The 19,522-nt window shown below is 66.8% G+C and carries 11 protein-coding genes; 8 read left to right on the forward strand and 3 right to left on the reverse strand.

Annotated features, from left to right (window positions below; genetic code table 11):
* Nucleotides 1-18 precede the first annotated feature (18 nt).
* From AC1RBA_RS10120 to AC1RBA_RS10130, 3 genes are all read right to left on the reverse strand, one after another.
* Nucleotides 19-396 (reverse strand): Rieske (2Fe-2S) protein, encoded by a 378-nt coding sequence (locus AC1RBA_RS10120; RefSeq protein WP_070289122.1) that lies wholly within the window; start codon nucleotides 394-396, stop codon nucleotides 19-21.
* On the reverse strand, nucleotides 393-1,052 hold the full coding sequence (locus AC1RBA_RS10125) for an HAD-IA family hydrolase (RefSeq protein WP_070289164.1): 660 nt from the start codon (nucleotides 1,050-1,052) through the stop codon (nucleotides 393-395). Before AC1RBA_RS10125 ends, AC1RBA_RS10120 begins: the two co-directional genes overlap by 4 nt.
* A 105-nt stretch (nucleotides 1,053-1,157) precedes the next feature.
* On the reverse strand, nucleotides 1,158-2,153 hold the full coding sequence (locus AC1RBA_RS10130; protein ID WP_070220186.1) for an RluA family pseudouridine synthase: 996 nt from the start codon (nucleotides 2,151-2,153) through the stop codon (nucleotides 1,158-1,160).
* Nucleotides 2,154-2,844: 691 nt separating this feature from the next.
* Between AC1RBA_RS10130 and AC1RBA_RS10135 the strand changes: the two genes are divergently transcribed.
* The 8 genes from AC1RBA_RS10135 (at nucleotide 2,845) to AC1RBA_RS10170 (ending at nucleotide 19,522) form a co-directional block, all read left to right on the forward strand.
* Complete coding sequence (locus tag AC1RBA_RS10135) at nucleotides 2,845-6,021, forward strand: Rne/Rng family ribonuclease (protein WP_492417950.1); 3,177 nt, start codon at nucleotides 2,845-2,847, stop codon at nucleotides 6,019-6,021.
* Nucleotides 6,022-6,109: 88 nt separating this feature from the next.
* Complete coding sequence (chrA, locus tag AC1RBA_RS10140) at nucleotides 6,110-7,450, forward strand: chromate efflux transporter (RefSeq protein WP_492417952.1); 1,341 nt, start codon at nucleotides 6,110-6,112, stop codon at nucleotides 7,448-7,450.
* 499 nt (nucleotides 7,451-7,949) lie between these two features.
* Nucleotides 7,950-9,449, forward strand: coding sequence for a TolC family protein (locus AC1RBA_RS10145; protein ID WP_070220192.1), 1,500 nt, complete (start codon nucleotides 7,950-7,952; stop codon nucleotides 9,447-9,449).
* Complete coding sequence (locus tag AC1RBA_RS10150; protein ID WP_227742020.1) at nucleotides 9,446-10,228, forward strand: efflux RND transporter periplasmic adaptor subunit; 783 nt, start codon at nucleotides 9,446-9,448, stop codon at nucleotides 10,226-10,228. The genes AC1RBA_RS10145 and AC1RBA_RS10150 overlap by 4 nt, the downstream gene beginning before the upstream one ends.
* 34 nt (nucleotides 10,229-10,262) lie before the next feature.
* Nucleotides 10,263-11,111, forward strand: coding sequence for a phage tail protein (locus AC1RBA_RS10155; protein ID WP_492417954.1), 849 nt, complete (start codon nucleotides 10,263-10,265; stop codon nucleotides 11,109-11,111).
* 65 nt (nucleotides 11,112-11,176) lie between these two features.
* Nucleotides 11,177-12,190 (forward strand): tetratricopeptide repeat protein, encoded by a 1,014-nt coding sequence (locus AC1RBA_RS10160; RefSeq protein ID WP_492417956.1) that lies wholly within the window; start codon nucleotides 11,177-11,179, stop codon nucleotides 12,188-12,190.
* Nucleotide 12,191: 1 nt separating this feature from the next.
* Nucleotides 12,192-18,158 (forward strand): Ig-like domain-containing protein, encoded by a 5,967-nt coding sequence (locus AC1RBA_RS10165; protein ID WP_492417958.1) that lies wholly within the window; start codon nucleotides 12,192-12,194, stop codon nucleotides 18,156-18,158.
* Entirely contained in the window at nucleotides 18,155-19,522 is a 1,368-nt protein-coding gene (locus AC1RBA_RS10170) for an efflux RND transporter periplasmic adaptor subunit (RefSeq protein WP_492417959.1), read from the forward strand. Before AC1RBA_RS10165 ends, AC1RBA_RS10170 begins: the two co-directional genes overlap by 4 nt.

Genomic DNA, 19,522 nt, shown 5'->3' on the forward strand with positions numbered 1-19,522 from the left:
TAATGCCTGCACCGGGCTTCAGGCCGGCAGCGGCTGGACATACTCGTCGGGCTGCCAATACAGCTGGCCGTCGCGCTCGGTCACGGGTATCGGACGCAAGCGGCCGCCCTTGCAGGGGCCGCCCGCGCAGTAGCCGCTCTCCGGCACATAGATGGCGCCATGCGTCGAACACATCAGGTACAAGCCGCTGGACTCGAAAAACTCGCCCTCGGCCCAGTCCAGCTCGATGGGCACATGGGCGCAGCGGTTCAGGTAGCCATACGCCTTGCCGCCGTGGCGCACGACAAAGCCCGTGGTCGTTTCGCCGCCGGCCGAGACGGGAAAGCGCACGCCCTTGCCGCCATCGGCCACGGCGTCGGCCGCACAAATGAACACATCGACAACGTCGCTCATCATGCGTGCTCGCTCAGCCATTGGTGCAGATCGGCCACCGTGGCGGCCGAATACAGCGGATGGCAAGCCTGCAACTGCGCCACCGGATGCGCTCCATACTCTACGGCAATACCCGCCGCACCTGCATTGCTTGCCATCAACAAATCATGGCTGGTGTCGCCGATCATCACGGTGCGGCGCATGTCCTGGCCCAGTTCGCGCGTCAGCTCCTGCAGCATGGCCGGATGGGGCTTGGAAAACGTTTCATCGGCGCAGCGCGTCGCATCGAACAGCGACAGCAGCTTGACGGCATTCAGCGAACGGTTCAGGCCGACACGGCTCTTGCCCGTGGCGACGGCGAGAAAGTACGCTTGCTGCGAGAGTTCCAGCAGCATCTCGTGTACGCCGGGAAACAGGGTCAGCTCATGGTCGCGCGACAGATAGTGATAGCGGTAGCGCTCGGCCATGCGCGCATGGTATTTCGGCTCCACGTCGGGCATCACCAGCTGCATCGCTTCCTGCAAACCCAGGCCGATCACATGCGAGGCCAGCAACTCGGTGGGAATGGGCAAGCCCAGGTCTTTGGCCGATGCCTGGATGCACTTGACGATGGTCGAGGTACTGTCTATCAGGGTACCGTCCCAATCGAAGACGATCAGATCAAATTGCTTTCTTGCCATGTTTCCCGACGGCATAGCCGCCGGCTCCTTGAGAATGAATGATGGCGACTGACTACCTTGTGAGTAGTGTCGCGCGCACGCGGTAGATCGTTAAGTAACTCCCAATTATCGTGCGGCAACGGCCAATGGTTTGCCCAAGCTTACCAAGAAACGCTCGCATTCGGCAGCCAGCGGCGCGTTCAGGGTCATCGTCTTGCCCGTCTCCGGATGCGTAAACGTGATCTGGTGCGCGTGCAGGAACATGCGCTTCAGGGCGCCGCGCGTGCTGTCGGCTTTCAACAGGGCACGGTTGAGGGCAAAGTCGCCATATTTATCGTCGCCGGCGATGGGGAAACCGGACGACGACAGGTGCACGCGGATCTGGTGCGTGCGTCCCGTCTTCAATTCCGCTTCCAGCAAGGCGAAATTGTGATATTTATGCAACAGTGAAAACACCGTGTGCGACGCCAGGCCATCGGCCTGCACGGCCACCCGGCGCTCGCCTTCGGCCGTCGTATATTTATGCAGCGGCAACTTGATATGCTGGCGCGCATTCTTCCAGTCGCCGGCCACCAGCACCAGGTAGCGCTTGTCGGTAAGGCCGTCGCGCATCTGCTCATGCAGGTTGGTCAGCGCCGTGCGTTTCTTTGCCAGCAACAGCAAGCCGGACGTGTCGCGGTCCAGGCGGTGCACCAGTTCCAGGAACTTGGCGTCGGGGCGCGAGGCGCGCAATTGCTCGATCACGCCGAACGATACGCCCGAGCCGCCATGCACGGCCACGCCGGCCGGCTTGTCGATGACGAGCAGCTGCGCATCTTCGAAGATGATCTTGAATTCGGCGGCCGGCGCGCCCGTGGGCGCCTTTTCGGCCACGCGCACGGGTGGAATGCGCACCACGTCGCCAGCGGCGAGGCGGTACAGCTGATCGATACGGCCTTTATTCACGCGCACCTCTCCCGATCGCAAGATCCGGTAGATGTGGCTTTTAGGCACTCCCTTGCACACTCTTAATAAGTAGTTGTCGATGCGCTGGCCTGCTTCTTCCTCGGCGATCGTTACGAATTGGGCTTGCGGCTGAACCGGGGGTGTTGAAGGGGGAACAACATCATTTTGACTCTTCATTTACTATGTCTTCCCAGAAATCTCTCTAAGTCCTTCATTTTGAATATATAATTGTTTTTGCTGCGGCCCTGGCTGCTGCGAGTGTAAGAATAAAAGCACATTTTACACAGGGGCGTCTCCACCGGCCTCGCCAAATTGCAAATTCGGTGGAAAAAAATGTATATGCACCATCCCTGCGCGAATCAAGGTTGCACCGTAGTTGTAATCGGATAACGCGTGGAGATGCTGAAGTGAGTGTGGGATTATAAGGATAAGTACCCGTTAGCGCGACTTATCGAGTCGGGCTCGCGGGTTGATGAAGTTGATAACGCTTGCCGTTTTCGCCAAACCCGTATGCGGTCACCTGAGGTTGTCGATGAATAGGCTGAGGCCAAGCCTCGCCATCGCGATCCCTGTAATGAGCCGGCTTACGATTTGGCTCTGAATTTGCTGACCACTTGCATTCTCTGCCCCCGATGCAGTTCATTCTCATCCGGGCTGTTACAGATGAGTTGCAAGTGTCCCGTGCACTCGGCATGACGATTGACCTCACCGCGCCTGTTGCGGCCGTAACGTATACCTCGTACGCGTTGTTGCTCCGCACGCCTGGGCATTTCCCCCGCCAGCACTCCCGTTCTCGCATATATCCCTGTACTTCGCCGCTTCCCCGGAAGCGGCTTTGAGATGGCCTACGGGTCGCGGAGTTATAAAAATGAAACGCATGTTGTTTAATGCCACGCAGCAAGAAGAACTGCGCGTAGCGATTGTCGACGGACAAAAACTGATCGACATCGATATCGAGACAGCCGGGCGCGAACAGCGCAAATCCAACATCTACAAGGGCGTGATCACGCGCATCGAGCCTTCGCTCGAAGCGTGCTTCGTCAGCTATGGCGAAGACCGCCACGGCTTCCTGCCTTTCAAGGAAGTTGCCCGCACGTATTTCCGCGAAGGCGTCGACGTCCGTAACGCCTCCGTCAAGGAAGCGCTGCGCGAAGGCCAGGAAATCATGGTGCAAGTGGAAAAGGAAGAGCGCGGCAACAAGGGCGCCGCCCTGACCTCGTTCGTCTCGCTGGCCGGCCGTTACCTGGTATTGATGCCGAACAACCCGCGTGGCGGTGGCGTATCGCGCCGCGTGGAAGGGGAAGAGCGCCAGGAATTGCGCGAAACCATGGATAAACTGGACTTGCCTGCTGGCATGTCCGTGATCGCCCGCACCGCCGGCATCGGCCGCAACGTCGATGAACTGCAGTGGGACTTGAATTACCTGATGCAACTGTGGCGCGCCATCGAAGGCGCCGGCAAGTCGGCCAACGGCGCGTTCCTGATCTACCAGGAATCGTCGCTCGTCATCCGCGCCATCCGCGACTACTTCCAGCCCGACATCGGCGAGATCCTGATCGACACCGACGAGATCTATGACCAGGCGCACCAGTTCATGAGCCACGTGATGCCCGACATGGTGCACCGCGTGAAACGCTACAGCGACGACGTGCCGCTGTTCTCGCGCTTCCAGATCGAACATCAGATCGAAACGGCCTACAGCCGCACCGTGCCGCTGCCATCGGGCGGCGCCATCGTCATCGACCACACGGAAGCGCTGGTCTCCGTCGACGTCAACTCGGCCCGCGCCACGCGCGGCTCGGACATCGAGACGACCGCCTTCAACACCAACTGCGAAGCGGCCGAAGAAGTGGCCCGCCAACTGCGTTTGCGCGACTTGGGCGGCTTGATCGTCATCGACTTCATCGACATGGAAGTGGCGAAAAATCAACGCGAAGTGGAACAGCGCCTCAAGGATGCGCTGCACCATGACCGTGCCCGTGTACAAATGGGCAAGATTTCCCGCTTCGGCCTGATGGAACTGTCGCGCCAGCGCCTGCGCCCTTCGCTGTCCGAAGGCTCGCACGTGACGTGCCCGCGCTGCTCAGGCACCGGCCACATCCGCGACACGGAATCGTCCGCCCTGCAGGTGCTGCGCATCATCCAGGAAGAGGCGATGAAGGAAAACTCGGCCACCATCCACGTGCAGGTGCCCGTGGACGTGGGCGCCTTCCTGCTGAACGAAAAGCGCGGCGAAGTACTCAAAATCGAGAACCGTCACCGCATCGCCGTGATCCTGATCCCGAACAAGCATCTGGAAACGCCGCACTACAAGCTCGAACGCATCAAGCACGACGATCCGCGTCTGGAAGACAGCCAGGCCAGCTACAACCTGGCCGAAAGCGCTGAAACCGACATGGCGTACAGCAAGCGCCAGAAGGAAGAAGCAAAGCCGCGTCAGGAAGCCGTCGTCAAGACGATCACCCCTGACCAGCCGGCACCGCTGGTCGAGCGCAAGCCCGTCGAAGCAAAACCGGCCCCGGTGGCCGCGCCTGCCGCGCCGCAAGGCCTGATCGCCAAGATCATCAGCTTCTTCACCGGCGCCCCGGCACCGGTGGCGCCAGCGCCCGCCCCTGTCGCACCGGCCAAGCCGGCAGGCACGGACCGTGGCGACCGCAACAGCCGTGGCCCGCGTGGCCGTGGCCGTAACGGCAAGCCTGGCCGCGAAGAGCGCGAACCTGGCCAGGGCCGCCCAGCCCAGGACGACGCGGCGAAAGAAGCGGAAGCACTGGAAAAGGCGGCCCGTCCGCCACGCCCACCGCGTCCGCCACGCGAACCGCGTGAAGCCCGCGAGAACGGCGATACGGCAGCGGCACCACGCGAACGGGGTGAACGTCCTGAGCGCGCGGAACGTCCGGAACGCGCAGAGCGTCCGGAACGTGCCGAGCGTCCGCCACGCCAGCCACGCGAAGGCCGCGAACCACGCGCCGACAAGGCTGTTGTTGCTGAAGTGAAAGCTGAAGAGCTGGCCCTGGTTGGCGCCAGCGCCAGCGCAGTGAATGTCGTCGTGGCGTCAAATGGCCCGGACGCTGATGCAGCACCAACGAGCTTGCTGAAAGCGCCGGCAAATGCCGGCCCTGAAGGCGAAGAGACGGAAACCGACGTGGAAGGCGAAGAACCGCGCCGCCGCCGCCGCCGTGGCGGCCGCAACCGCAACCGCCGCGACCGCGAAACGGGCGAGCTGATCGAATCGGCAAACGGCGAGAACGATGGCCAGGACGCGCCAGTGATCAGCTTTACGGTCGCTCCGGCGCCGGAAGCTGCCGCTGATGCTGCTCCGGTCGCCGTCGTGGCCGCCGCCGCTGTCGTCGCCGTCGCGGCGCCGGTGGAAGCTGCCGTCGTGGAAGTGGTGGAAGTGGTGGAAGTGGTGGAAGTGGCCAAGGTGGTGGACATCGCCAAGGTCGAGGAAGCCGCTCCTGCCGCTGAAGAAGCCGCGCCAGTTGCTGCACCGGTCGTAGCGCAAGCCCCTGTCGAAGTGGCTGCAGCGCAAGCTGAACCAGCCGCTGCCGAGCCAGCGCCAGCTGCCGAGTACAGCTTTGCCGAGAAAGCGGAGGCTGCACCGGCGCCAGCGCCTGCTCCAGCGGAAGTCATCGTCGAAGCGGCACCGGTCGTGGAAACGGCTGTCGTGGAAACCGTCGTCGTGACTGAGGAAGTTCCAGCAGCAGCGCCAGTCGCCGAAGCGGCGCCGGCCGTGGCGCAAGCCGCACCGGTAGTTGCCGAAGCTGCACCTGCTCCGGCACCAGCACCTGTCGTTGCTCCTGCACCGGCGCCTGTCGCTGCTCCAGCTTCCGCACCGGCTCCATCGCCGGTGCCTGCGCCGCTGGACCTGGACGCAGTGCTCGGTTCGGCCGGCCTGACCCTGGCTGCCACCGATCCGGAAAAACTGCGCCTGGCGCAGGAAGCGGCCGCCAAGGCAGTCGCTCCCGTGCGCAAGCCGCGCGAACGCAAGCCATTGCCGCCGCAATCGGATGAGCCGTTGATCCAGGTCAACACGCAACGTCCATAAGCGCGCCGGGTTCGCCCAGCCGCCAATGATGAAAGGGGGAGCTCAGGCTTCCCCTTTTTTACGTCCCCACCTTTGCCAGCCAGCCGCCATGCACGAGAACGCCAACCTTCCCCCTCCCGCCCCCGTCAGCCTGCGCAGCGCCTTCTGGTACTGGCTCAAGCTGGGCTGCGTCAGCTTTGGCGGCCCGGCCGGCCAGATCGCCATGATGCATGCGGAACTGGTGGAAAAGCGGCGCTGGATTTCGGAGCAGCGTTTCCTGCACGCCCTCAATTACTGCATGCTGCTGCCGGGGCCGGAAGCGACCCAGCTGGCCATCTACATCGGCTGGCTGATGCACCGCACGCGCGGCGCCCTGGTGGCGGGCCTGCTGTTTTTGCTGCCCTCGCTGCTGGTGCTGATCGCCCTGTCATGGCTGTACATGGCGTATGGCAACGTGGGCGCCATCGCCGGCATCCTGTACGGCATCAAGCCGGCCGTCGTCGCCATCGTGCTGGCGGCCGCCTGGCGCCTGGGCCGGCGCACCTTGCGCAGTCCCAGCCTGATCGCCATCGCGGCGGCGGCATTTGTCGCCATCGCCGCGCTACGGCTGCCATTTCCGCTGATCGTGCTCGCCGCCGCCCTGCTGGGCATGGCGGGCGGCCGCTGGCTGCCGGGCCATTTTCATGCCAGCGGTACCTCGCATGGCGGTGCGGCTCGCTACGGCGCCGCCCTGATCGATGACGACACGCCCACGCCGGACCACGCGCGCTTCCGCTGGCCGCGCCTGTTTGGCACGGCCGCCGTGGGCCTGGCGCTGGCCTTCTTCGCCTGGCTGGGCCTGGCGCTGGCGGGCGGGGCGGACCAGCCGCTGGCGCAGATGGGCGTGTTTTTCAGCAAGGCCGCGCTGCTCACGTTCGGCGGCGCGTACGCCGTGCTGCCCTATCTGGTGCAGGGCGCCGCCGACCACTACCACTGGATCACGAGCGCGCAGATGATGGATGGCCTGGCGCTGGGCGAGACGACGCCCGGCCCCCTGATCATGATCGTCGCCTTCATCGGCTTTGTCGGCGGCTGGAGCCATGCCGTGACGGGAGAACAGCTGTGGCTGGCGGGCATATGCGGCGCGTTCGTCGCCAGTTGGTTTACTTTCCTGCCCTCGTTTATCTTCATTTTGGCCGGTGCGCCCCTGGTGGAAGCGTCGCGCGGCAATTTGCGCCTGAGCGCGCCGTTGACGGCCATCTCGGCGGCCGTGGTGGGCGTCATCGCCAGCCTGGCCCTGTTCTTTGGCCGCCATGTGTTCTGGCAAGCAAATCCGCTGCCCCACTGGGATTGGCTGGCGATGATCATCGCGCTGGCAGCCGGCGTGGCGCTGATCAGGTTTCAAGTGGGAACCATCAAATTGCTGCTGGTCTGCGCCGCCATCGGCCTGGCGCGTGCCTGGCTGGCTTGAACACGGAAACGTCGCGCCAGACAATCATCGCATCCCGCCGGCATCAACAGAATCTCCACCAACAAGCGCGGAGGATATTATTTCATTATTATTAATAATCAGGATTTGATGCAGGTCAATTTAAATGGCGGCTTATATATACCATTAATAAATAGAATATTTATTTCAGCAATTGAGTATCTCCCCATTCTCACGCCAGCAGCCAGGCCTGGACCCGGCAGGCATGGCGCCACGCTCTGCGCGGCTGCGCCCGGCCTGCGAGCGCAGCCGCACCGTGATCGATTTGTCATACCCCCGACATATCATTCTCAAATAAATAAATGTGGCATATATGCAACAAATTAAAATTTGATTATTTGAATGAGGGTAAGGACGTATACTTACCGCAAAGCAAATAACTGTTTCACCGTCATTAACCCGGCAGTTTCCTCGAAAATATCCATTAATGCGCGCTCAACAATTACATCATCCCATGCCCACTTCCGCGATCAGGACACTCATGCTCGGCTGCGCCAGCTTATGGCTGCTGAGCGCTTGCTCGACACTCGACGTCGGCACGGCCAAGCTTTCCACGGCCGAGGTCCGCGCCACGCTGCAGGACGACAAGGCGGCCCTGGCGCGCGACGTGGAGGCGCTGAACGGCCCCCTGACCCTCGATGGCGCCATCGCCCGCGCCATCAAATACAACGCCGAACGCCGCTACAAGGCCATGGAGGAAGCCGTGGCCATGGGCACCTTCGAGGCAGGGCAGTTCGACATGCTGCCCAAGCTGATCGCCTCGGCCGGCTACCGCGACCGCAACAATGACCTGATCACGCGCAGCGTCGATTCCGTCACGGGCGCGCCGTCGCTGGCCAATCCCTACATCTCGTCCAGCCGCCAGGTGCTGAGCACGGAACTGGGCATTTCCTGGAGCCTGCTCGATTTCGGCCAGAGCTACTACGCGGCGCGGCAGAATGCGGACCGCGTGATGATCGCCGGCGAGCGCCGCCGCAAAGCCCTGCACAACCTGATACTCGACGTGCGCACCGCCTACTGGCGCGTGGTGGCGGCGCAGAAGCTGGTGCCCCTGCTGCGCAGCACCATCGCCGAATCGGAAGCGGCCCTGAAGGATGCGCGCACGGCGGAGAGCGACCGCATCCGTTCGCCACTGGAACCGTTGCGCTACCAGCGCCAGCTGCTGGAAAACCTGCGCCTGCTGGAAACCATCGAGCAGGAACTATCGACGGCACGCGTGGAACTGGCGGCCCTGACCGCCCTGCCACTGAGCAGCGGCTATAGCGTGGTCGAAGCGGGCGGCGACGTCAATACGGCCTGGCTGAACCAGCCGATCGAAAAAATGGAAGAAGTGGCGCTGCTGCGCAATCCCGACCTGCGCGAAGGCATCTACAACGCCCGCATCGCCCAGCAGGAAACCCGGCGCACCATGCTCAAGCTGTTCCCCGGCCTGTCATTCAACTATGGCGTCAAGCACAGCAACGACGATTACCTGATCCACCAGAACTGGAACGAGGCCGGCGCGCAGATCTCGTTCAACCTGCTGGGCCTGTTATCGGCGCCGGCGCAGATGCGCCTGGCCGACGCGGGCGTGAGCCTGGCCAACCAGCGCCGCATGGCCATGCAGATGGCTGTGCTGAGCCAGCTTCATATTGCTCGTCAGCAATACGCCAACACGGCCCGCCAGTATGAGCGCGCCGACGCCATCGCCGAAGTGGACGGGCGTATCGCCCAGCACATCGCCAACCAGGCCGAGGCGCAGAAACAGTCGGCGCTGGACCGCATTTCGCAGCAAAGCACGGCCGTCCTGTCGCAGCTGCGCCGCTACCAGGCACTGTCGAACGCGCAGGCCGCCGCATCGCGCCTGCAAGCGACCCTGGGCATGGAACCGGTGGTCAACGGCTCGTCCGACATGCCGCTGGCCGAACTGACGGCGGCCGTCGCGCAATCGCTGCAGACCTGGAACCAGGCACAGCTGCCATCGCCTGAGGACCGTCCATGAAGTTGGTCGCACCCGCAATACGCATGACCCTGGCCGGCGCGCTGGCCCTGACCTTGCAGCACACCGCGCTGGCCGCCGCGCCGCAGCCGGCCAGCGCCGGCGCCACGCTGGAAACGCGGGAAATCCGCGCCCAGCTGGCGCCGCGCCGCTACACCACCCTGGCCGCCGAGATCGGCGCCAAGATCAACCGCCTGCCGCTGCCGGAAGGCGCGGCCTTCAAGCAGGGACAGTTGCTGGTGCAGTTCGACTGCGTGCTGCAGCAGGCGCAGCTGGCCAAGGCGGAAGCGGCGCGGATGGCGGCCGAGACCAACTGGCAGGGCAACCAGAAACTCGCCGACCTCAATTCCGTGGGCAAGGTCGAACTCGACATTTCCAGGGCCGAAGCGCTCAAGGCGCAGGCCGAAGTGGCCGCCAACCGGGCATTGCTGGGCAAATGCCAGATTGTCGCGCCGTTCGCCGGCCGCATCGCCGAGCAGAAGGCGCGCGAACAGCAGTACGTGCAGCCGGGCCAGGCCCTGCTGGAAATTCTGGACGACAGCACCCTGGTGCTGGAATTCATCATTCCATCTCGGTGGATGAGCTGGGTGCGCAACGGCACGCCCTTCCAGGTCAGCATCGACGAAACGGGCAAGAGCTATCCGGCCAAGGTGCAGCGCATCGGCGCCCGCGTCGACCCCGTCAGCCAGTCCGTCAAGCTGAGCGCCGTCATCGACGGGCGCTTCGGCGAACTGGTGGCCGGCATGAGCGGCAAGGTGTTGATGCAGCCGCCGGCAAAATGATTTTTTCACCCTGCTTAGACCAAAAGGAGAGCACATGAAATCTCGTCCGCACCGCGTCGCCCGCTGCCTGACGCTCGCTGCCGTCGCCGTGGCCGCAGCCAGCTGGAGCACGGCCAGCTACGCCTGCCCCGCCGAACCCTATGTTTCCAGCATCTGCGTGATGGCCTGGACCCGCAATGACCTGTACGGCTACTTGCCGGCCAACGGCCAGTCCCTCAACGTCAACCAGAATGCCGCGCTGTACTCGCTGCTGGGCATGACCTATGGCGGCAGCGGCAACACCACCTTCAACCTGCCGGACCTGCGCGGCCGCACCGTGATCGGTGCCGGCACCGTCGACGCCAACACCAGCTACACGGTGGGCCAGAAGGTAGGGGCCGTCAACGCCACCCTGACCATGGCCAATCTGCCGGCCCATGCGCATACCTTGCCGGCGGTCGACTTGAGCAAGGTCAGCGGCTCGGTCAACCTGGCTCAGACGACCGGCACACCCACCACCATTTCGATGGCGCCCGTCACCTACACCGCCAATACCAGTGCGCTGACACTGACGCTGAAAGCCAGCAGCGCCGCGGGTGCGTCGGCCACGCCGCTGGCCGGCGGCGTGCCGGGAGCGGTAAATACCCCGGTGGCGAAGCTGTATAACACCAGCGCACCCGACGTGGTCATGGGCGGCGGCTCCCTGGGCGGCAGCATTACCGTCACCTCCGCCGGCTCGCCTGCCATTACGCTGGCCGGTACCGCCCCGGTGACGCTGAACGGCTCCCTGCCGGCAGCCGTCAGCGGCCCTGCAGGCACGGGCGCCGCGTTCAGCATCATGCAGCCGTCCATGGCCATGTATTACTACATCGCCTCCGTCGGCATCTACCCGCAGTCGAACTGACGGACCTCGCCACCTAACCTTGTGTTGCGCGGCCGCCTCCGAGCGGAGCGGCCGCCGAAATCATCATGCAGCCACACCGCCTCTTTCAAGTCTTGCTGTCCCTGACGCTGCTGGCGGCGCCGGGCGCGCGCGCCGGGCGGCCGGCCGACCATGCCCTGCCGCTGCAAGCCGCATATGCCTTGCTGGCCAAGGGCGACTATGCCAACGCCTACCCGGCCTTCCTGCGCCACGCGGAGAACAATCCCCTCGCCCAGTTCACCCTGGCCCAGTTCCACCAGAATGGCTGGGGCCGGCCAGCCGACCCCGACGCCGCCTGCGCGTGGTTCGGCAAGGCCGCTCAGGGCAAGATACCGACGGCCCTGCATTTCGCCGGCGACTGCCTGATGCGCACTCCGGACGCGCCAGGCAATGCCGCCGCCGCGCTGTCCAGCTACCTGGCCGCCGCCGCGAACGGCCACCTCATTTCACTGTGCTCGGCCAGCGAATTTTATTTCCGCGGCCGCTACGTCGCCCGGGACGTGCCGCACGGCCTGGCGCTGTGCGCCCAGGCGGCGCAGGCCGGTTCGCCGCCGGCCATGCTGAAACTGGCTAATTACCTGCGCAACGACCGCGACGTGCCGCACGACGCGGCCATGGCGCGCCACTGGTACCGCATGGCGGCGGAACGCCAGGTCGACGAGGCGCGCTACCAGCTGGCCATCATGCAAGCGCAGGGAGAAGGCGGCGAAGCCGAGGGCGAGGCGGCGCTGCTTGCCCTGGAAGAACTGGCGAGCAAGGGCTACGTCCCCGCCTACCTGCCCACGGCGACGCTGTACGCCCATCTGCCGCCCGACGCCGATACGGGCGCGCCCGGCGCCGCCAACCTGGCCAAGACCTATCTGTGGGCCAGCGCCGCCCGCAGCCGCCTGAGCGACCCCGCCCTGCAAGACCAGGCGCGGCAGCTGCAAGACCAGGTGCTGGCCATCATGCCGCCCGCATGGCGGCCGGCGCTCGACCGCAAGATCGACGCACACCTCGCCCAATTCGCCGCCCCAGGCACGCCGCTCAAGCGCGCCAGTCACGTATCACCAGGAGCCTGACATGAACCATCCCCTCTTCCCTGCCGCGGCAACGATTTCCGCGCGCCGTCCGCTGCGCCGCGCCTCGCAACTGCTGCCGCTGGAGCAGCGCTTCATGTTCGACGGCGCCGTGGCCGACGCCGCCCACGCGGCGCAGGCGCACGAAAGCGCACCGCCGCTGCCGCCGGCCGTGACGGTGCGCGCGGCCGAGCCGGCCAAGGACCAGGGCAAGAAGGAAGTGGTGCTGGTCGACACCTCGGTGGCCAACTACAAGAGCCTGGAGGCGGGCGTGCGCGCCGGCGTCGGCATCGTCGAATTCGACGGCAGCCGTGACGGCCTGGCGCAGATCGCGCAATGGGCGGCCAGCCAGAGCGGAATCGACGCGATCCACATCCTGTCGCATGGATCCGAAGGCACCATCAATCTCGGCACCGCGCGCCTGACCGATGCCTCCCTGTCGTCGGCTGCCGTCCAATCGGAACTGGCACAGCTGGGCCAGGCCCTGAGCGCCGACGGCGACTTGCTGCTGTATGGCTGCGATGTCGCCGCCGGCGGCCATAACCCGCTGATCGCCGACCTGGCGCGCATCACGGGCGCCGATGTCGCGGCGTCGCGCGACGCCACCGGCGCGGCAGCCATCGGCGGCAACTGGACGCTCGAAGCGCATGCCGGCAAGATCGACGCCAAAGCGCTGGACATCGCCGACTACCAGGGCCTGCTCACACAGGTCAGCTTCTCCGGCAGCGACGCCGACTACAGCTCGACCACCGTGGTCAAACAGGTCAACGGCCAAAACGTCACGTTTTACGGCGGCGCCAGCGCCGGCGGCCTGGGCATTGACGGCACCTACGGCACCGACGGGCTGTATGCCTACCAGGGGCCCACCAATGAAGTCAGGCTGACGGTCACCATCGCTTCCGGCTACACCTTCGACATCAGCTCGTTCGATGTCGGCGTCCTGACCGGCTCGCTGACGATCAACTTAACGTATGGCAACAACACCACAGACACGTTAACAGTGAACTCGCTGGCCAACGGCTGGCAGACCCTGCTCAATTCCGGCCTGAGCAAACCGATCAACGACGTCAAGCAGGTGGTGTTCAGTTCCGGCGATTTCGGTCTGTTCCAGAATTTCGACATCACCGACGTCAAGGCTATTTCGCACCCGCCCACGGTCACGGTCAGCAGCGCCAGCCTGTCGGACGACACCGGCACCAGCGGCAGCGACTTCATCACCAAGACCGCCGCGCAAATCATCAGCGGCACGCTGTCGACCACGCTGAGCACGGGCGAAAAGGTCCAGGTGTCATATGACAACGGCAGCAGCTGGAGCGACGCCACCACCTACACGATCGGCTCCAGCAGCTGGAGCACCGTCACCACGCTGGCCGGCAGCAGCACCTTCCAGGCCCGCGTCACCAACGCCGACGGCTCCAGCACCGCCTACACGCACAGCTACACGCTCGACACCACGGCGCCGACCACGTCCTTCACCGGCATCTCCTTGTCGGCCGACACCGGCGTCAACAGCACCGACTTCATCACCAAGACAGCCAGCCAGACCATCACCGCCACGCTCAGCGGCGCGCCGGCCGGCACCGACGTGGTCTGGGGGTCGCTGGACGGCGGCGGCAGCTGGACCGACGTCACCAGCAAGGTGTCCGGCACCACGCTGACCTGGAACGGCGCCACCCTGGGCGCAGGCAGCAACGCCATCATGCTCAAGGTGACCGACGCGGCGGGCAACGACAGTTCGCTGAGCTTCCAGAACTACACGCTCGACACCACCGCACCCACCACCAGCGTGGCCACGGTCAGCTTTTCGGCCGATACCGGCACGTCGCCGACCGACTTCATCACCAAAACGGCGGCGCAGACCATCAGCGGCACCCTGTCGGCCAACCTGGCCAGCGGCGAGAGCGTGCTCGTCTCGCTCGACAACGGCACCACCTGGGCCGCCGCCAGCGCCACCGTGGGCCAGAACACCTGGTGGCTGGCCCGCACGCTCAGCGCCAGCAGCACGCTGAAGGTCAAGGTCAGCGACACGGCCGGCAACGACGGCGCCGTGCTGTCGCAAGCCTATACCTTCGATACCGGTTCGCCGACCATCACCTTCAGCGGCCTGGCGCTGTCGGCCGACACGGGCGCCAGCGCCAGCGACTTCATCACCAAGACGGCGGCGCAGACCATCGGCGCCACCCTGAGCACCACCTTGGCCGCCGGCGACATCGTCTACGGCTCGCTGGACAACGGCGGCAGCTGGACCGACATCACCAGCAAGGTCAGCGGCACGAGCCTGAGCTGGACCGGCGTCACCTTGGCCGGCAGCGACACGCTGCAGCTGAAGGTCGTCGACGCCGCCGGCAACACCGGCAGCGTCAAGACCCAGGCCTACGTGTTCGATACCAGCACGCCGGCCACGCCCGGCACACCGGTGCTGGCCACGGCCAGCGACACCGGCGTGCAGAACAACGACAGCATCACCAGCGACACCACGCCGACGCTGAGCGGCACGGCCGAGAACGGCAGCACCGTCACCGTGTTCGACGGCGCCACGCTGCTGGGCACCGTCACCGCCGGCGCCGGCGGCTGGACGCTGACCACCGGCGCGCTGGCCGAAGGCTCCCACACCATCACGGTCGTGTCCACCGACACCGCCGGCAACGCCTCGGCCGCCTCGGCCGCGCTGACGATCGAGGTCGACACCACCGCCCCGGCCGTCGCCACGGTGGCGGTGCCGGCCAACGGCACCTACTACAGCGGCGGCGCGCTGGACTTCACGGTCAACTTCGACGAGGCCGTCCTTGTCGACACCACCGGCGGCACGCCGCGCATCGCCCTCGTGGTCGGCGCCACTACCCGCTATGCCGACTACGTGTCCGGCTCCGGCACCAGCGCGCTGCTGTTCCGCTACACCGTGCCCAGCGGCGACATCGACGCCAACGGCATCACGGTCGGCGCACTGTCGACCCACGGCGGCACGCTGCGCGATACGGCCGGCAACGACGCCGTGGTCACGCTCAACAGCGTCGGCAGCACGGCCGGCGTCAATGTCGACGGCAGCAACCCCAGCGTCACCGGCGTCGGCGCCAGCACCGCCGACGGCGCCTACGGCGCCGGCCAGACCATCACCATCACGGTCGACTTCTCCACCGCGGTCAACGTCGACACCACGGGCGGCACGCCGACCCTGGCGCTCGACGGCGGCGGCCAGGCCACCTATGCCGGCGGCTCGGGCACCAGCACGCTGACGTTCAGCTACACGGTCGGCGCCGGCCAGAACAGCGCCGATCTCGACTACAGCTCGAGCGCCGCGCTGGTGCTCAACGGCGCCACCATCGTCGATGCCGGCGGCGCCAACCAGCCGGCCGACGTCACGCTGGCCACGCCGGGCACGGCCGGCTCGCTGGGCGCCAACAAGGACCTCGTCATCGACTCCGCCGCGCCGACCAACACCGTGGCCAACGCCACCTTCTCGGCCGACACCGGCACTTCCGGCACCGACTTCATCACCAGGACCGCGGCCCAGACCATCAGCGGCACGCTGGCGGCCAACCTGGCGGCCGGCGAGAACGTCTACGTCTCGCTCGACAACGGCGGCAGCTGGAACCTGGCCACGGCCAGCACCGGCGCCAACACCTGGTCGCTGGCCGGCCAGACGCTGTCGGGCAGCGGTACCCTGAAAGTGCGCGTCACCGACGCCGCCGGCAACAACGGCACCGCCTACGCGCAAGCCTATGTGCTCGACACCATGGCGCCGACCACCAGCTTCAGCGGCATCGCGCTGTCGGCCGACACCGGCGCCAGCAGCACCGACCTGATCACCAACACCGCGGCGCAAACCATCAGCGCCACCCTCAGCGGCGCGCCGGCCGCCGGCGACATCGTCTACGGCTCGCTCGACAACGGCGCCACCTGGACCGACATCACCAGCAAGGTGTCCGGCACGACGCTGACCTGGACCGGCGTCACCCTGGCCGCCAGCGACACCTTGAAGCTGCGCGTCACCGACGCGGCCGGCAACAATGGCGCCGCCACCGGCACGGCCTACGTGCTCGACACGAGCGCCCCCGCCACCAGCGTGGCTGGCATCGCCTTGTCCGCCGACAGCGGCGCCTCGCCCACCGATTTCATCACCAACGTGGCGGCGCAAACCGTCAGCGGCACCCTGTCGGCCAACCTGGCCAGCGGCGAGCGCGTGCTCGTCTCGCTCGACAACGGCGCCACCTGGGCCACCGCCGCCGCCGCCATCGGCCAGAACACCTGGTCGCTGGCCGGCCAGACCCTGACCTCCAGCAACACCCTGCTGGTCAAGGTGGCCGATACGGCCGGCAACGACAGCGTCGCGGCGAGCCAGGCGTATATCTATGACACGGCAGCTGGCGTGCCCACCGTGGCCACCTTGGCGACGATGAGCACCACGCCCGTGCTGAGCGGCTCGGCGACGCTGTCGGCGGGCGAAACCATGACCGTCTCCGTCGGCGGCGCCACCTATGCCGTCGTTCCCGCAGCGGGCGCCTGGAGCCTGGACCTGGCCACCGCCGTACCGCTCAGCGGCACACTGACGCTGGCCCTGAACCAGCGCTACGAGGTGGTGGCGAGCGTCACCGACCTGGCCGGCAACGTCGCCAGCGACAGCAGCAATGGCGAACTCACCATCGGCACGCTCCTGCCCCCGCCCACGACCGGCGTCACCGGCACCACGCTGTCGGCCGACACGGGCGCCAGCGACAGCGACTTCATCACCAACGTGGCCGCGCAAACGATCAGCGGCACGCTGTCCGCGCCGCTGGCCGCCGGCCAGCGCGTCGAAGTCTCGCTCGACGGCGGCGCCAGCTGGCGCAGCGCGGCGGCTACCGGCGGCGCGACGGCGTGGTCGATCAATGTCACGCTGGGCGGCAGCGGCACCCTCATGGCGCGCGTCAGCAACGACGCCGGCAACGGTCCCGCCTTCTCGCAAGCGTATGTGCTCGACACCGTCGCCCCCGTCGCCACGGCCACCTCGGCCACGCTATCGGGCGAGAATGTGCTTGGCGGCAACCTCTCGGCGCCGCTGGCGGCGGGCGAATCGGTACTCGTCTCGCGCGATGGCGGCGCCAGCTGGCAGGTGGCTGGCGTGGCCGGCAACAGCTGGTCGCTGGCCGGCGTCGTCGCCGGCCAGGTGCAAGTGGTGGTGCGCGATACGGCCGGCAACAACGGCGCCATCCTGACGGCGCAAGTGAGCGTACCGGTGACGCCGCCCGTCGTGGTGCCGCCCGTGGTGGTGCCGCCCGTGCGCGTGCTGCCGGAAGCCCCCGCGCCGGCGGACAAGGTTGCCGAAAAGGCCCCCGCCAGCGCTGCCGCCGGAGCCCTTCCCGGCGTGCTGGCGCCGGACACGCTGGCGCTGTTCAGCCCGAGCAGCGCCAGCGGTGGGCGCGGGGTTGACGTGGCCAGGAACCCGCTGGCCCCCGTCAGCATCGCCGCCCTGACCAACCCCGCCATGCTGCTGACGGCCTTCACGCCGACCGGCTTGCCGGAACTGCCGTCGCGCAGCGATGCGCTGTTCTCGCAGGTGCCGATCGGCGACAAGGCGTTCGGCAGCGGCGAACGCATCGCGGTGCAACTGGCGCCCGACACCTTCGTGCAGTCCGGCGGCGGCACGCCGTTCCAGCTCAGCGCGCAGCAGACCGACGGCAGGCCCCTGCCTGCCTGGCTCAGGTTCGACAGCCGCGCGGCGCGCTTCGAGGGAACGGCGCCGCCGGGCTTCGAAGGCACGCTGCACTTCACGGTCACGGCGCGCGACGCCCAGGGACGCGTCGCCGTGCAGACCTTCAAGATCGTCATCACCAGGGATGGCCAGGTCATCAAGACCTCGGCGCGCGACGCCGGCCCGGCCGACCCCGTGGGACGTCCCGGCCTGAGCGCGCAGCTGGGCGCCGTGCACGGCGCGGGCGCCGAGCGCCTGGCGGCGTTGTCGCGTAGCGCGGCGGCGGCGAAAGCGCATGCATGAACGACGCGGTGGCATTTGATCCCCTGCTGACCTTGCTCGAACTGGCCCAGCGCGCACGCGCCGCGGCCAGCGCCAATGAACTGGCCTTCCTGCTGGTGAACGACAGCCGCGCGCTGGCGCCGTACCGCCAGGCGGCGCTGTGGTTCGACGCCGGCGGCGTGCACACCCTGTCCGGCGTGGTGGAAGTGGAAGCCAACGCCCCGTATGCCCAGTGGCTCGGGCAGCTGTGCCGGGCGCTGGCAGAGCGCCATGCGGACGCCGCGCCGCTGGCCGTCGAGGCCGCGCAACTGCCGCCCGCCATCGCCGCCGCCTGGGACGAATGGCTGCCCGTGGCCGTCACCTGGATGCCGCTGCGCGCCACGGGCCGCGCCGGCGGGCAGGCGGGCCTGCTGCTGGCCGGCGACGCGCCGCTGCAGCCCGGGCAGCTGGCCCTGCTCACCGAATGGGCCGATATCTGGCAGCACGCGTGGCGCGCCAGGCAAGGTCCCGCACGCTGGTCGCCCGCGGCGCTGCCGGCGCGGCTGCGCCTGTGGTGGCAGGGCGATGGACAAGGCCAGCGCTGGCGCCGCCGGCTGGGTGCCGCGCTGGCAGTGCTGGCGGTGCTGCTGTTTCCCGTGCGCCTGACGGTACTGGCGCCGGGCGAGCTGGTGGCGGCCAATCCGGCCACCATCCGCGCGCCCCTCGATGGCGTGATCGCCGAATTTTCCGTGCGCCCGAATCAGGTCGTGCGCGCCGGCCAGCCCCTGTTTTCGTTCGACCAGGCGCCCATCGGCAGCCGCCTCGACGTCGCGCGCGAAGGGCTGGCCACGGCGCAGGCCGAGTACCGGCAGACGGCGCAGATGATACTCAACGACCCGCGCGCCAAGACGCAGCTGGCCGCGCTGCTGGGCAAGATCGCCGAGAAGCAGGCGCAGGCAGCGTTCCTGGAGGGCCAGGCGCAGCGCTCGCGCGTGCTGGCGCCGCATGCCGGCATCGCCCTGTTCGACGACCCGTCGGAATGGATAGGCCGGCCCGTGCAGACGGGCGAACGCATCATGCAGGTGGCGGCCGCCGACGACGTGGAGATCGAAGCGTGGGTGCCGATCGGCGACGCCATTCCGCTGGCCGAGCGGGCCCCGCTCAAGCTGTACCTGGCCGCCGCGCCGCTGACGCCGCTCGAAGCGAATGTGCGCTACATGAGCCACCGCGCCACCGCGCGCCCCGACGGCAGCTATGCCTACCGCGTGCGCGCCAGGCTGGACGGCGCCACCGGCCAGCGCATCGGCCTGAAGGGCACGGCCAAGCTGGGCGGCGAACGCGTGCCGCTGCTCTACTGGATACTGCGACGGCCGCTGGCCAGCATCCGCCAGTTCATCGCCCTGTAG

The organism is Janthinobacterium sp. GW823-FHT03B06 (assembly GCF_058796955.1).

Bases quoted from the DNA above. Each gene is read 5' to 3' on its own strand.
- chrA (WP_492417952.1), top strand. From the start codon at position 6,110: ATGCACGAGAACGCCAACCTTCCCCCTCCCGCCCCCGTCAGCCTGCGC.
- AC1RBA_RS10130 (WP_070220186.1), bottom strand. From the start codon at position 2,153: ATGAAGAGTCAAAATGATGTTGTTCCCCCTTCAACACCCCCGGTTCAG.
- AC1RBA_RS10135 (WP_492417950.1), top strand. From the start codon at position 2,845: ATGAAACGCATGTTGTTTAATGCCACGCAGCAAGAAGAACTGCGCGTA.
- AC1RBA_RS10120 (WP_070289122.1), bottom strand. From the start codon at position 396: ATGATGAGCGACGTTGTCGATGTGTTCATTTGTGCGGCCGACGCCGTG.
- AC1RBA_RS10170 (WP_492417959.1), top strand. From the start codon at position 18,155: ATGAACGACGCGGTGGCATTTGATCCCCTGCTGACCTTGCTCGAACTG.
- AC1RBA_RS10165 (WP_492417958.1), top strand. From the start codon at position 12,192: ATGAACCATCCCCTCTTCCCTGCCGCGGCAACGATTTCCGCGCGCCGT.
- AC1RBA_RS10125 (WP_070289164.1), bottom strand. From the start codon at position 1,052: ATGGCAAGAAAGCAATTTGATCTGATCGTCTTCGATTGGGACGGTACC.
- AC1RBA_RS10145 (WP_070220192.1), top strand. From the start codon at position 7,950: ATGCTCGGCTGCGCCAGCTTATGGCTGCTGAGCGCTTGCTCGACACTC.
- AC1RBA_RS10160 (WP_492417956.1), top strand. From the start codon at position 11,177: ATGCAGCCACACCGCCTCTTTCAAGTCTTGCTGTCCCTGACGCTGCTG.
- AC1RBA_RS10155 (WP_492417954.1), top strand. From the start codon at position 10,263: ATGAAATCTCGTCCGCACCGCGTCGCCCGCTGCCTGACGCTCGCTGCC.
- AC1RBA_RS10150 (WP_227742020.1), top strand. From the start codon at position 9,446: ATGAAGTTGGTCGCACCCGCAATACGCATGACCCTGGCCGGCGCGCTG.